We start from the raw sequence: 13,482 nt of genomic DNA on the forward strand, positions 1-13,482 counted from the left end.
CGTCAGGCGACGTTCTCGGTCGCCTCTTGCATGGCTTCGAGGAACGTCTGCACGGCCGGACTGCCCGCGACCCGCGCGGCCACCGCCGCGTGAATGTGCCTGCTCGGCTGCGGATTGCGAACGCGGCGCACGACCACGCCCGGATGCGGCGTGCCGAGTCCTAGCTCCGGGACCAGCCCGACGCCGAGCCCGGCGGCGATGAACCCTTGTGCCGACGGATAATCCTCGGACTCGACCACGACGTTCGGGTGGAAACCCGCCGACGCGCAGGCGCCTTCCAGGATCGCCCGGCAAGCACCAGGGATCGGATCGACGCCGACCCACGGTTCGTCGGCGAGGTCGGTCAGGTCGAGAACACGTTTGCGGGCCAGCCGATGCGCACGCGGCAGGACCGCGCGGTACGGATCGTCCAGCAGCGGCACCAGCTCGATGCCCCGGCCCGGCTCCGCCGGCCGCGGATACACGATGATCGCCAGGTCAGCGCGGCCTTCCTCGACCTCGGTGAGCGGGTCGCCCGGGTCGATGAGCTTGAGATCGAGCCACACTCCGGGGTGTTCGCGACGAAGCGCGGCCACCGCGTACGGCACCATCGTCGCGCCCGCCGTGGCGAAGTAGCGGATGGCGAGCTTGCCGGTGCGGCCTTCCTTCAGTTCGGTGAGCGCGGCCTCGGCTCGGGCCAGCTCCGCGCTGAGCGTCTCGGCGTGTTCGGACAACAGCGTTCCGGCCGGGGTTGGCTGGACACCGCGGCCGACGCGTTCCAGCAACGGCGTGCCCGCTTCGCGTTCGAGCACCGCCAGTTGCTGGCTGATCGCCGACGGCGTGTACCCGAGATTCCTTGCTGCGGCAGTGATCGAACCGCTCGTGATCACCGCGCGCAGCACCTGCATGCGCCGTACATCGAGCATGCCTTCGATCCTACAGCTTTGCTTAATTGTCCCTGCAGTTATTTTCGCTTGTCCTTACAGCTCACCGCGGAGAAGCTGGCCTGGAGAGGCAAAGGAGGGACCTGGGGTGAGCGAGACGAAGACGCTGCTGAGGATCGCGGCGCTCGCGTTGATGTGGGGTTCGAGCTTTTTCTGGATCAAGCTGGGGCTGGAAGCGTTTTCCCCGGTACAGCTGGTACTCGCGCGGCTCGTGCTCGGCGCCGCGGTGCTGCTGGCGCTGTGCGCGATCGGCCGGCGGAGCCTGCCGGCGGAACGACGTACCTGGGGACACCTGCTCGTCGCGGCGTTCTTCCACAATGCCGTGCCGTTCCTGCTTTTCGCGATCGGCGAGACCACTGTGGACTCCGGCATCACCGGGGTGCTGAACTCCACCACCCCGCTCTGGGTGCTCGTGGCGGCTCCGTTCCTCGGGGTGCGGAACCGGATGAACGCCACGCGGATCGCCGGACTGGTGGTCGGGCTCGGCGGGATTCTGCTGATCTTCGCGCCGTGGCAGGCGTCCGGACTGCTCAGCTGGGGCGCGCTGGCCTGCCTCGCCGCCGCGGCGAGCTACGGGTTCGCGTTCGTCTACGAAGGACGGCACCTGTCGAACACCGGCTCCTCGCCGTACGCGATCGCCGCCGGGCAGATGCTGCTGGCCACGGGGTTTCTGGTGCTGGCCATGCCGTTCGGCGGGTTCACGCCGGTGCACCTGAGCCCGGTCGCGCTGATCGCGGTGGTGATCCTCGGCCTCGGTTCGACCGGAATCGCGTTCGCGCTCAACTACCAGCTGCTGGCGAGCGAAGGCGCGGTGGCCACGTCGGTGGTCGGCTATCTGCTGCCGGTGGTCTCGGTGTCGCTCGGCGCGGTGTTCCTGCACGAGCAGCTGAATCTGCGCGTGATCGCGGGCATGCTCGTGGTGCTCGTCGGCGTCGCGCTGACCCGGTTGCAGCGCAAACCGGCGGTGGCTCCGGAAGAGGAACTGACTCCGGCTTAGACGAGGCGGCGGTCCGAGGCCCAGCGGGACAGCTCGTAGCGGTTGGACAGCTGGGTCTTGCGCAGGACGCTCGACACGTGCGTCTCGACCGTCTTCACCGAGATGAACAGCTCGGACGCGATTTCCTTGTACGCGTAACCGCGGGCGAGCAGGCGCAGGACGTCGCGCTCGCGCGGGGTGAGCAGGTCCAGTTCGGGGTCGTTGATCGGCGCGGAGCCGGGACGGTCGGCGAAAGCGTCGAGGACGAAACCGGCCAGGCGCGGGGAAAACACCGCGTCGCCGTCGGACACCCGGACCACCGCGCGGACGAGTTCCTTCGACGAGATCGTCTTGGTGACGTACCCGCGCGCGCCGGCGCGGATGACCGCGATGACGTCCTCGGCGGCGTCGGACACCGACAGCGCGAGGAACACCACGTCCGGCAGCTCCGGGCGCACCCGGCGGAGCACCTCGGCCCCGCCTCCGTCAGGCATGTGGACGTCGAGCAGCACGACCTGCGGACTGGTGCGCGCGATGCCGGCGACCGCCTCGGCGACCGACCCGGCCTCGCCGACGACCTGCACCTCGTCGGTGATCGAATCCAGCTCCGTGCGCACTCCCGCGCGGAACAACGCGTGGTCGTCCACGAGAAAGACCTTGACCGGTTCCCGCTGGCTCTCCGTCACGACTGCCCACTCCCTCGCTTCGCCTGCCCCCGAGCATAGCGAGGTCACGCCACCCCTTTGCTCGCTTTCACCGGCATGGCGAGCTGGACCTCGGTGCCTTCGCCGGGCGCGGTGCGCAGCTTGCAGGTGCCGCCGTGGCGTTCCATCCGGCCGCGGATCGAGTCGGCGAGGCCGTGCCGGTCCGCGGGCACGACGTCCGGGTCGAAGCCCTTGCCGCGGTCGCGGACGAACACGGTGACCTCGGTGGGTTCGACCTCGGCGAACACGCTGACCTCGTCGACGCCCGCGTGCTTGGCCGCGTTGACGATCGCCTCGCGGGCCGCCTGCACGAGCGCGGTGAGCGGCGGGTTCAGCTCGGCGTCGCCGACCACGACCTGGCCGACCGAGATCGCGAACTGGTCCTCGACCTCGCCGCACGCCGCGGCGAGCGCCTCGGACAGCTGCTGGCGGGTGCCTTCTTCCTCTTCCTTGGTCCGCTTGTCGCTGGGTTTGCCGTAGCCGCCGGGGCCGTACAGCCAGCCGCGCAGCTCGCGCTCCTGGCCGCGGGCGAGGCGCGCGACCTCGGCGGGCTGGTCGGCCTGGCGCTGGATCAGCGCGAGGGTCTGCAGGACGGAGTCGTGCAGGTGCGCGGCGATCTCGGCGCGCTCGTCGGTGCGGATGCGGGCCTGGCGCTCCTCGCCGAGGTCGCGGACCAGCCGCAGCCAGAACGGAACGGTGAGGACGGCGACGCCGATCAGCGTCGCGAGCACCGCGATCAGGGCGAACTTGACCTGGTCGAAGTCGCCGCTGGCGAACACGACGAAGCCGATGCCGGTGGCCACCAGCGCGACCCCGGCGAGGATCCGGACGATCGCCGCGAGCCGTCCGCCCTCGCCGACCAGTCCGTCCCGGGCCCCGACGCGCCAGCGCCGCCGCTGTGACTCGTCCGCCTCCCGCCAGACGACCGCCGCACCGAGCGCGGCGAGCGCGAGCGGCACCGCGACCCAGCCGCGGATGGCGCCGGTGAGCGTGCTGCTGGCGATCGCGAGCCCGATGCCGAGCGCGATCAGCCCGTACGCCTGCTGCCGGTCGCGGGCCTTGGGCGCGATCTCGCTTTCTTCGGCGCTCTGCGGCACGAACACCCAGAGCAGGCCGTATGCGAGCAGACCGGCTCCGTTGAGTGCGGCCAGCAGCGCGAACACGACGCGGACCCAGACGACCGGAACCCCGAGGTGGTCCGCGAGCCCGCTCGCGACGCCCGCGACAGCCCGCCCGGAGCGCCGCCGGTACATCTTGGGCCGCGGTTCGGATTCGGCGACCTCCATCGCCTGGGCGGACACGAGTGCCGAGGGCTCCTCTTCGGCCGAGGAAACCCGCCCTGGGGCACTGATGTCGAGAAAGTCCTGCACGAGGTCCATCGTCACACGCGGGAGCGGCGCGGACATCGGGGAAGGCCCTGATCCATTCCCCCGGATGGCCGGTCCGGGAAATTCGGCGAACCTCCCTGCCGCCCGCCGGGACTCGGTACCATGCAGGTGGCGAGTGATCACAGTGCGTACACGGGGGCGGAGATGACCGAGCAGCATCGCGCGGAGCACGTCGAGTCCGCGGGCGACTACTACGCCCGGACGCAGAACGTGAACCAGATCTTCTCCGTAGGCGTGGACTCGCCCGAGACGCGCGGAGCGACTGAGCGGGACGCCTCGCAGTACTCGGTCCAGCAGGGCCAGCAGCTGCTCCAGGGCCAGCAAACCCGCGGCGACGCGCCCGCGCCGGACGCGAATTACGCGTCGTACAGCCACGAAGACCTGCACAAGATGGTCAACGAGGGCTTGGACTTCAAGGGCATCAACGAACGCAGCCGCGTGACGAACTTCTACGGCAACTGGCTCGCCGACGTGTCCAACCAGTTCCGCAACGCGGCCAGTACCGCGGGTGCGGAGTGGCAGGGCACGGCCGCGACGCAAGCGCATTCGTTCTTCCAGAGCACGGCCGATCACACGGAGAAAACCGGCAGCGCGATGCAGCTGGTGTCGAACCGCTACTCCCAGCAATCCGCGGCGGCCGACTACGCGCACAAGAACATGCCGGAGCCCACTGGGTTCGACCAGAAGGCCGAGATGGCCAAAGCGACGGAGCAGTTCCAGAACGGCAACCCGCTGCAGGGCGTGATCGCGATGGGCGACGTGGCGGCCAAGCAACAGCAGGCTGACGCGGCGCATCAGCAGGCGGTCCAGGTGATGCACGGGTTGGACTCGACTTATCACGAGACGTCGACTACGCAGCCGGTTTACTCGCCGCCGCCGCAGATGAACAACGACAGCACTCATGCGAGCAGTGCCTCGCCGGTGACTGTGTCCGGTGGGACTTCGAGCGGGCCTTATGCCGGGCCTGGTGGTCCGATTACCGGCGGGCCCGCGACTGGCTTCAACGGCACGAATCCGCCGTTGGGCGGTCCAGCTATGAACGCTTTTGGCCCGCCGACCGGAGGAACCCCCGGCGCGCCTCCGGCCGGAGTGCCCTACAGCCCCGGGCCGGGCGTGACCAGCGGAACCGGGCCGCTCAGCAACACCGGCCTCACCGGGGGCGGCAACAACCTGCGCACGCCGCCGAACATCGGCGGCCGTCTCTCTCCGGAGGGACTCGCGCTAGGCGGAGGCGGCGGTGGGAACTCCGGCTCCGGTGAGGACACTCCGCGCAGCCGGTCGGGAGGCGGTGCTGGCCGAGGTGGCGCCGGCGGCCGGGTGACCGGCGGTGCTGGCTCCGGCGGTTCCGGAAAGGCCGGCGAGTCCGGCGGCAAGGGTGCCGCCGAACGACTTGAGCGGGGCGCTACTGCTGCCGCGAACGCAGGAAAGACCGGGAAGCCTGGCACCGCTGGCGCGGGCGCGGCGGGTGCTGGGAAGAAGAAGGAAGAGGACAAGGAACACAAGAACAAGATCCCGACGCAGATCGATCCGGACGAGGTCTTCGAGGTCAAGCCGGAGCGGGGACCGGACGGGGAGAAGATCACTCCCCCGGTTCTCGGCGGCTGATTCCTTCCTTCGAGCAGACCTAGGAGCAACCGATGGCAGACATCGTTTGGGACCAGAAGCCGGTGGCCGGAAGCTCTCCCGCCGCAGGCACAGCGGGCAACGACTTCCTGGCCGGGCTGACCGAAGGCCCGGGTAGCCATGAGGCCGCGCAGAAGATGAAGACGGCCGGGAACACACTGAAGACGTTGGCGCAGAACGGGTCGTTCGCGGTGAATGAGGAGGGGTTCCGCGCGTACATGGAGGCGTGCGACTTCTTCCTCACAGGCTTCGACCCCATGCACTACAGCCTCGGACTCTTGGCGCAAAACGCCAAGATGGGCGGCTCTGAGTATGCAAATAAGGTGGCGAAATTCAACACAACCGTCGCCGACGGCAGGCCAGACTCAATGCTTCCCAATTTACAGACCATGTATGAAGCAGTGCAGACCGCCCGGGATGCAATGGTTATTGCCCGCAAGAACTATCGCGAAAACGAAAGCGCCAACGCTGTTTCCTTCAAGGAACTGAACAAGAAACTGGACAATCAGTGACGAGGAAAAACACATTCGCCCTTCTTGCTGGAACTGCGGTTGCTTTCGTCATAGTCGCGGGTTGTGACAACTCTGTCAGCGGTGCACCGCAACCGGATACCGCCCCTAGCACGCCGAGCCCTTCAGCAGCAAACTCGGGAAACCCTTTCGCGTCGCTCGATCAATGCAAAATCCTCGACGAGATTCTCGCCGGGCAGGGCTATTCGCCGGCAACTCCTTCCGTCGCAGACTCCCAGCGAAGCTGCCAAGCACAGTTCACGTCCACCGCCCAGGACAAATTCTTCTCGATCACTGTCGGGATAGCGCTGCAGAACGGCCAGAAGTACACCGACAACATCCGGGACCCCAAGACCTCCCGCTCAGGGAAACTCGGCGACCGGCCGTTTATCGAGCAACCGGAGCCACTGGGAATCGCCGGCGGGTGCCAAGTCGGAATGAGCGTCGGCCCCAACGCCCGCGCGCTGGTCATCGCCGCGTCCGGCACCGACACTGCGGGTGCCTGCAAAAAGGCCGAGCAAGTCGCCGTAGCCGTGGACCCGAAGCTCCCGAAGAACTGACCGCAGTATCCAATGGCAGAGACCGAGCGAGGCCCGGTCCGACAGCCCGAAGGACGCACGCGGCGCACACAGAGGGATGCCGTTGAACCAGCAAAAGAAGTCCTTGCCATTGCGCATTAATTGAACACACACGTAGTCCTTCGCTCAGCTGAACTGAAAACTGACAACCAATGATCACAACCCGAACCTCTAGGCTCCTGGTTCTGCTCGGCGCGGGCGCGATCGCGCTGACTGCGTGCGACAAATCCGTCAACGGCAAAGCAACTCCGAACGCACCAGCTTCTCCATCCGCCTCCACCGGAAACCCCTTCGCCGACCGGAACCAGTGCGCACTTCTTGATCAAATATTGAGCGGCGCGGGCTATCCCAAGGCGAAATCTTCTATCGCACAAGAGCGAAAAGCCTGCGTCACTCAAAAGTCCAGCGGCGGCTTGAACGCGACCGACGTCGCACTTCTCCTGCAAGAGGACCAGCGCTATGACAGTGACATCAAGAACACCACACAAGCTCGCAGCGGAAGCCTCGGCGGCCGGAAGTTCATCGAAGATCCCGCCGAGTTGGGGTCGGCCGGCCAGTGCACGATATCCATGTCGGTTCAGACCGACTCTCGCGCGATCATCCTCGTGACCGGCGGCAAGGACACCGCCGCCTCCTGCAAAACCGCAGAGGACCTGGCGACCAAGCTGGACCCGCTCCTCCCCAAGGGCTGACCCTTCTCTCGCTGACTCACCGCGCTCCCGCCCGGAAGACGGAAGACTCGTGGCCAGACTCGGCGGACGGACGCCCAGCTAGGGACCAATCTCGGGGATAACCTCAGGGACCTTCCCCGATGTGCCGCCCCCAGCGGTCCAGCATGCTGTGAGGCATGAGTGGTGCGAACGACGTGCGGCCTCCCCGTACGAACCCCCTGAACGGGTTCGAGGAGACCGTCAAGGACTTCTGGGCCAGCAGGCCTCGGCGGCCGCACTCGGGGCGGAAGGTCGCGGGGGTCGCGGCCGGGCTGGGGGATCGCTACGGGATCGATCCGGTGGTGATTCGGGTCGCGTTGGCGGCGGCGACTGTTTTCGGGGGGTTCGGGCTGGTTCTTTACCTGCTCGGGTGGCTGTTCTTCCCCTCCGACGGCGACGAGGTCTCCGGCTTCGAGGCGTTGATCGGGCGCGGGCAGTCGACCATGACGAAGGCCTTCGCGGCCGTCTTGACTGTCGCGGTGATTCCGGTTGTCGGGTGGACCTTCGGCGGCGGCTGGTTCGACGGGGGCGGCCTCATCGGGTTCGCGTTGCTCGCCACGTGCCTTTATCTCCTGCATCGCACCCGCGGGCAGGACAACCGACCGGCGCCGGTCGTCGCGTTCGCGGCGGACGGAACCGCTTCCGGAACCGGAGCTTTCACGATGAACAGCGACACCCCGACTCCCGCGGCGGCGGCCCCGGGCTGGGATCCGCTGGCCGCCGACCCGGCGGGCTGGGATCTGCCTGACCCGGCGGCGCCGCCACCGCCTCCTCCTAGCGGCGACTACAACGACTCCGCGCCGAGGCCGCCGCGACGACGGTCCAAGATCGGGGCCGCCACGCTCGGGGTCGCGGTGATCGTGGCCGGCATCGGGGTCGCGCTCTCGCTGAACGGGTTCGACTGGTTCTCGCTGCGGCACATCATCGGCATGACGCTCGCCGTGCTGGGCGTCGGGCTCGTGGCGGGTGCGTTCGCTCGCGGCGCCCGCGGCCTGATCGGGCTCGCGATTCCGCTGTCGATCGCCGGGATGGTGCTCACGACCAGCACCTTCGACAACCTCGACGTGCGCGGCGGCGTCGGCGACCTGACCGCGACCCCGCATACGGCGGCCGAGCTCCAGCCGGTCTACCGGCACACCGCGGGCACCATGAAGATCGACCTGACCCAGCTGGCCGCGAGCGAACCGGTCGCCACCACGGTCTCCAACGGCGCCGGGAACACCGAGGTCATCGTGCCGCGCACCGCGGACGTGACCTTCACCTGCGAGAACAGCGCCGGTGAGGTCGACTGCCTGAACCGCACGTCCAACGGGGTCGGCCAGCCGGCCATCACCGGGACCGACAACGGCGACGACAACGTCGGCGGACAGAAGATCACGCTCCACGTCACCAACGGCGTGGGCCAGGTGGAGGTGCGCCGTGGCTGAGAACCCTTACTCCTACGACGAGCCCGAAGCCCCGGTCCGCCGCCGCGGGGTCGACTGGATCACGCTGATCGTGGGAGTCGCGACGCTGCTCGTGTCCGGCTACGTCCTCACCGACGGCTCCAGCTGGCTGCCCACCTTCGACTTCCGCTGGATCGTCGCGGGCGGCGCGGTGTTCTGCGGGGTTCTGATGCTCGGCGCGTCATTCCGCAAACGACGGCCGTGAAACAAAAAACGGGGCCCGGAAGTCCGGGCCCCGTTTTTTCACGTCATTCCCACTCGATGGTGCCCGGCGGCTTGCTCGTCACGTCCAGCACCACGCGGTTGACCTCGGACACCTCGTTCGTGATCCGGGTCGAGATCCGCTCCAGCACCTCGTACGGCAGCCGCGTCCAGTCGGCGGTCATCGCGTCCTCCGACGACACCGGGCGCAGCACGATCGGGTGACCGTAGGTCCGGCCGTCGCCCTGGACGCCGACGCTGCGGACGTCCGCGAGCAGCACCACCGGGCACTGCCAGATCTCCTGGTCCAGTCCGGCCGCGGTGAGCTCCTCGCGGGCGATCGCGTCGGCCTCGCGCAAGGTCTCCAGCCGGTCCGCGGTCACCTCGCCGATGATCCGGATGCCGAGACCCGGCCCGGGGAACGGCTGGCGCTGCACGATCGTCTCCGGCAGCCCCAGTTCGAGCCCGACGCGGCGGACCTCGTCCTTGAACAGCAGCCGCAGCGGTTCGACCAGCTCGAACTGCAGGTCGTCCGGCAGGCCGCCGACGTTGTGGTGGCTCTTGATGTTCGCGGTGCCCTCGCCGCCGCCGGACTCGACGACGTCCGGGTACAGCGTGCCCTGCACGAGGAACCGGTAGTCGCCCTGTGCCTTGAGGTCGCGCTCAGCCTGCTCGAACACGCGGATGAACTCGCGGCCGATGATCTTGCGCTTCTGCTCCGGGTCGGTGACGCCGGCCAGCGCGTTCAGGAACCGCTCGCGTGCGTCGACGGTCACCAGGTTGACGCCGGTCGCGGCCACGAAATCGCGTTCGACCTGGGTGCGCTCCCCCGCGCGCAGCAGCCCGTGGTCCACGAACACACAGGTCAGCCGGTCGCCGATGGCGCGCTGCACGAGCGCGGCCGCGACCGCGGAGTCGACGCCGCCGGACAGGCCGCAAATCGCCCGCCCGTCGCCGATCTGCGCGGCGACCTTGGCGACCTGATCGTCCACAATGGACGAAGTGGTCCAGCCGGACTGAACGCCGGCGATCTCGTACAGGAACCGGCGCAGCACCTCCTGGCCGTGCGGCGAGTGCGCCACCTCGGGGTGGTACTGCACGCCCGCGAAACGCCGTTCGACGTCCTCGAAACCGGCGACCTCGGCACCGTCGGAGCTGGCCGTGACGACCGAGCCCTCCGGGGCCTTGGTGACGCTGTCGTTGTGGCTCATCCACGCCGTCTGGTGGTCGGGGAGCCCGGTGTGCAGGACGCCGCCCTCGCCAACAATCCGCACGTCAGTGCGGCCGAACTCGCGCACGCCGGTCGGCTCGACGACGCCGCCGAGCGCGCGGGCGAGCAACTGGTGGCCGTAGCAGATGCCGAGGATCGGCACGCCGGCCTCGACCAGCTTCGGGTCCATCGCGGGAGCGCCCTCGGCGTACACGCTCGACGGGCCGCCGGACAGGATGATCGCGGACGGATTCTTGGCGAGCAGCTCCTCGACGGTCGCGCTCGACGGCACGACCTCGGAGAAGACCTGCGCCTCGCGCACGCGGCGGGCGATCAGCTGCGCGTACTGCGCCCCGAAGTCCATGACGAGTACCGGACCGGTGGGAGTGGCCACCCAAGACCTCCAGGTATCAGCGCTTTTGCCACCATCGTCCCAGGTGGGCCCCGTCACGTCGGCAATGCCCCCGGAATGAGGACAGCCGCCGTCCGCGAACCGGCTTACCGTGCCCGCATGACCAACGACTGGACCAACGAACTGGCCGAACAGCTCGACTGGCACTGGCAGCACCACGTGCGCCCGAAGCTGGAGGGCCTCACCGACGACGAGTACTTCTGGCAGCCGGTCGCGAACTGCTGGACCGTTCACCCCCGCACGAACGACGAACAACCCGGCACCGGCGACTTCACCATCGACTTCTCGTTCCCGGAGCCCACTCCCCCGCCGGTGACCACGATCGCGTGGCGGCTGGGCCACATCATCCCGGGCGTGCTGGCCATGCGCTCCGCGTCGCACTTCGGCGGGCCTCCGACGTCCTATCAGGACTTCCCGTACGCGGGCACGGCCGACGAAGCGCTGAAGCAGCTCGACGACGCGTACGCGACGTGGATCGCCGGCGTACGCAGTCTCGACGCCGAAGCGCTGGCTCGCCCGTGCGGTCCGGCAGAAGGACCGTACGCAGAACTGTCGATGGCCGCGCTGGTCTTGCACATCAGCCGAGAGATGATCCATCACTGCGCGGAGATCCTGCTGCTGCGCGACCTTTACCGAAGCCGCTGACCAGCAGTCCCAACGCGACCCCGAGCAGCGCGGGCATGCCGTGGTTGTCATGCAGCACTGTGTCGAGCACGGCGAGCGGCACGATCAGCAGCGCGGCGAGGTACAACCCCCGCGGCGGCTGGGCGGCGCGCGCTCGCAGCACGACCACGGCGAGCGCGCCGAGCAGCCCGGCGACGCACATCGAGTTGCCCGCGCCCACCGGATTCAGCCAGACGTAGCTGAGGTACTGGCCGAACAGCCCGCATCCGAAGTAGAGGACGAACCAGGAGACGCGGCCGAGGCACCATTCCGCAAGCGTGCCGACCACGGCGAGGACGACCAGGTTGAAAATCCCGCCGAACAGCTTGCCGTCCTGAAAGAACATGCCGGTCAGCAGCCGCCACCACTCCCCGGCGTCGATCGCGGTGGCGTCGCGCTTGAAGCGGTCGAAGAGGGACGGGTCCGCCAACTGGGCGATCAGCACGGCTGCGGTCACGAGGAACACCGCGCCGGTCAGCACCGGACGGCGCGGTGTTCCGACGCGGGCGAAGAAGGCCATCGCAGGGTTGGCTGACCAGCGAGAGGCAACCGAGTTGGTCATGCGCTGACGATATGGCGGCGGGCCGCGGGAGACCCCCGACAAATGTCATCTCCGCGCCAGGACAGGTGCCACAAAAGAAGGACCTGGTCCGGCGTGCCGGGCCAGGTGGCGCCTAATACCTTGGGCGCATGGACACGATCACCCCACAGCCGCGGGCCGCGTGGATCGCCGGTCAGGCTGAGCAGGGCGCGAGCACCCTCGTGGTGCACCACCCGTTCGACGGCAGCGAAGTGGCGACGGTCGCGGTGCCCGGCGCGGACCAGGTCGAACGGGCGGTGGCCGCGGCGGCCGCGGTCGCGAAGGAGTTCCGGCGCACTCCCGCGCATCAGCGGGCGGCCGCGCTCGAGCACGTCTCGCGCGGGCTCGCGATGCGGGCCGAGGAACTCGCCGAGGTGATCACGGCCGAGAACGGCAAGCCGTTGAAGTGGGCCGAGGCCGAGGTGAAGCGGGCGATTTCGGTCTTCCGGATCGCGGCCGAGGAGGCGCGCCGGTTCAGCGGCGACGTGCAGCGGCTCGACGCCGATCCGTCCGGCGACGCCCGGCTCGCGCTGACCCGCCGGGTGCCGCGCGGTCCGGTGCTCGGGATCGCGCCGTTCAACTTCCCGCTGAATTTGGTGGCCCACAAGGTCGCACCCGCGCTCGCGGTCGGCGCGCCGATCATCATCAAGCCCGCGCCGCGCACGCCGTTGTCGTCGCTGGTGCTCGGCGAACTGCTCGCCGAGACGGACCTGCCGGAGGGCGCGTTTTCCGTGCTGCCGTTGGGAAATGAGGAAACTCAGGCGCTCGTCGCCGACCCGCGGCTGCCGGTCGTGTCGTTCACCGGATCCGGCCCGGTCGGCTGGTCGATCGCGGACGCGGCGGCACGCAAACACGTGGTGCTCGAACTCGGTGGCAACGCGGCGGCAGTCGTGCTGCGGGATTGGCCGGACGTCGAGGGTGCTGCGCAGCGGATCGCGACGTTCGGCAACTACCAGGCGGGCCAGTCGTGCATCGCGGTACAGCGGGTGATCGTGGACGCGGCGATCGCCGACGAGTTCGTGCCCGCGCTTACCGAGGCCGTCGAGGCGCAGGCAACCGGCGATCCGTATGACCGCAACACTGACGTCGGCCCGGTCGTCGACGAGGCGGCTGCGGAGCGGATCATCGCGTGGGTCGAGGAAGCGGTAGCCGGTGGCGCGCGGGTGATGACCGGCGGAACCCGTTCGGGCGCAACGGTTGCGCCGACCCTGCTGACTGACGTGCCCGCGGACGCCAAGGCCTGGTCGGAGGAAATCTTCGGGCCGGTGCTGGCTGTGTCCATTGTGGATGGTATCGACGAGGCTTTCGCTTCGGTGAACGCGTCCGCGTACGGGCTGCAGGCCGGGGTGTTCACCAGCGACGTGCAGCTGGCCTTCCACGCGTCAGCGGAGTTGGAAGTCGGCGGCGTGATCATCGGCGACGTGCCGTCGTATCGCGCGGATCAGATGCCGTACGGCGGCGTGAAGGGTTCGGGCGTCGGCCGGGAGGGTGTGCTGTCGGCGATGAACGACCTGACCGAGGAGCGAGTCACGGTCTTCACGGGGGTCGACCTCTGACCAC

14 protein-coding genes are annotated in these 13,482 nt (G+C 68.6%); 9 read left to right on the forward strand and 5 right to left on the reverse strand.

The features are described 5' to 3' along the window. Positions 1 to 2: 2 nt before the first annotated feature. Positions 3 to 905 (reverse strand): LysR family transcriptional regulator, encoded by a 903-nt coding sequence (locus ABZX37_RS22610; RefSeq protein ID WP_354742442.1) that lies wholly within the window; start codon positions 903 to 905, stop codon positions 3 to 5. A 106-nt stretch (positions 906 to 1,011) separates the two neighbouring features. Between ABZX37_RS22610 and ABZX37_RS22615 the strand changes: the two genes are divergently transcribed. Continuing rightward, a complete protein-coding gene (locus tag ABZX37_RS22615) occupies positions 1,012 to 1,920 on the forward strand; it encodes a DMT family transporter (RefSeq protein WP_354742444.1) in 909 nt (302 codons plus the stop codon). Here the strand turns inward: ABZX37_RS22615 and ABZX37_RS22620 are convergent. Then, entirely contained in the window at positions 1,917 to 2,585 is a 669-nt protein-coding gene (locus ABZX37_RS22620; RefSeq protein ID WP_354742446.1) for a response regulator transcription factor, read from the reverse strand. The two genes, ABZX37_RS22615 and ABZX37_RS22620, sit on opposite strands and share 4 nt — an antisense overlap. Positions 2,586 to 2,629: 44 nt before the next feature. Further along, positions 2,630 to 3,889 carry a PspC domain-containing protein gene (locus ABZX37_RS22625; protein ID WP_354742513.1) on the reverse strand — a complete coding sequence of 420 codons (1,260 nt, stop codon included), beginning with the start codon at positions 3,887 to 3,889 and terminating at the stop codon, positions 2,630 to 2,632. A gap of 246 nt (positions 3,890 to 4,135) precedes the next feature. Here ABZX37_RS22625 and ABZX37_RS22630 point away from each other — a divergent pair, with 246 nt between their 5' ends. From ABZX37_RS22630 to ABZX37_RS22655, 6 genes are all read left to right on the forward strand, one after another. Beyond that, the gene (locus ABZX37_RS22630) at positions 4,136 to 5,596 is read left to right on the forward strand and encodes a hypothetical protein (protein WP_354742448.1); all 1,461 of its coding nucleotides are present in this window, start codon (positions 4,136 to 4,138) and stop codon (positions 5,594 to 5,596) included. Between the two features lie 32 nt (positions 5,597 to 5,628). Further along, positions 5,629 to 6,126 (forward strand): hypothetical protein, encoded by a 498-nt coding sequence (locus tag ABZX37_RS22635; RefSeq protein ID WP_354742450.1) that lies wholly within the window; start codon positions 5,629 to 5,631, stop codon positions 6,124 to 6,126. Continuing rightward, positions 6,123 to 6,683 carry a hypothetical protein gene (locus ABZX37_RS22640; RefSeq protein ID WP_354742452.1) on the forward strand — a complete coding sequence of 187 codons (561 nt, stop codon included), beginning with the start codon at positions 6,123 to 6,125 and terminating at the stop codon, positions 6,681 to 6,683. The genes ABZX37_RS22635 and ABZX37_RS22640 overlap by 4 nt, the downstream gene beginning before the upstream one ends. 170 nt (positions 6,684 to 6,853) lie before the next feature. Next, a complete protein-coding gene (locus ABZX37_RS22645) occupies positions 6,854 to 7,393 on the forward strand; it encodes a hypothetical protein (protein WP_354742454.1) in 540 nt (179 codons plus the stop codon). A gap of 155 nt (positions 7,394 to 7,548) precedes the next feature. Next, positions 7,549 to 8,838, forward strand: a complete 1,290-nt coding sequence (locus tag ABZX37_RS22650) for a PspC domain-containing protein (protein ID WP_354742456.1) — start codon at positions 7,549 to 7,551, stop codon at positions 8,836 to 8,838. Continuing rightward, complete coding sequence (locus ABZX37_RS22655; protein ID WP_354742458.1) at positions 8,831 to 9,061, forward strand: hypothetical protein; 231 nt, start codon at positions 8,831 to 8,833, stop codon at positions 9,059 to 9,061. Before ABZX37_RS22650 ends, ABZX37_RS22655 begins: the two co-directional genes overlap by 8 nt. 43 nt (positions 9,062 to 9,104) lie before the next feature. Here the strand turns inward: ABZX37_RS22655 and guaA are convergent, their stop codons facing one another. Next, entirely contained in the window at positions 9,105 to 10,661 is a 1,557-nt protein-coding gene (gene guaA, locus ABZX37_RS22660; RefSeq protein WP_354742460.1) for a glutamine-hydrolyzing GMP synthase, read from the reverse strand. A 117-nt stretch (positions 10,662 to 10,778) separates the two neighbouring features. Here guaA and ABZX37_RS22665 point away from each other — a divergent pair, with 117 nt between their 5' ends. Beyond that, complete coding sequence (locus ABZX37_RS22665; protein ID WP_354742462.1) at positions 10,779 to 11,324, forward strand: DinB family protein; 546 nt, start codon at positions 10,779 to 10,781, stop codon at positions 11,322 to 11,324. Here the strand turns inward: ABZX37_RS22665 and ABZX37_RS22670 are convergent. Then, positions 11,257 to 11,904, reverse strand: coding sequence for a rhomboid family intramembrane serine protease (locus ABZX37_RS22670; RefSeq protein WP_354742464.1), 648 nt, complete (start codon positions 11,902 to 11,904; stop codon positions 11,257 to 11,259). The genes ABZX37_RS22665 and ABZX37_RS22670 overlap by 68 nt on opposite strands. Positions 11,905 to 12,032: 128 nt before the next feature. On the opposite strand from ABZX37_RS22670, the gene ABZX37_RS22675 reads away from it, so the two are divergent. Then, positions 12,033 to 13,478 carry an aldehyde dehydrogenase family protein gene (locus ABZX37_RS22675; protein WP_354742466.1) on the forward strand — a complete coding sequence of 482 codons (1,446 nt, stop codon included), beginning with the start codon at positions 12,033 to 12,035 and terminating at the stop codon, positions 13,476 to 13,478. Positions 13,479 to 13,482 lie beyond the last annotated feature (4 nt).

The organism is Amycolatopsis sp. NPDC004079, assembly GCF_040610415.1.
GTDB classification, from domain to species: Bacteria; Actinomycetota; Actinomycetes; order Mycobacteriales; family Pseudonocardiaceae; genus Amycolatopsis; species Amycolatopsis halotolerans.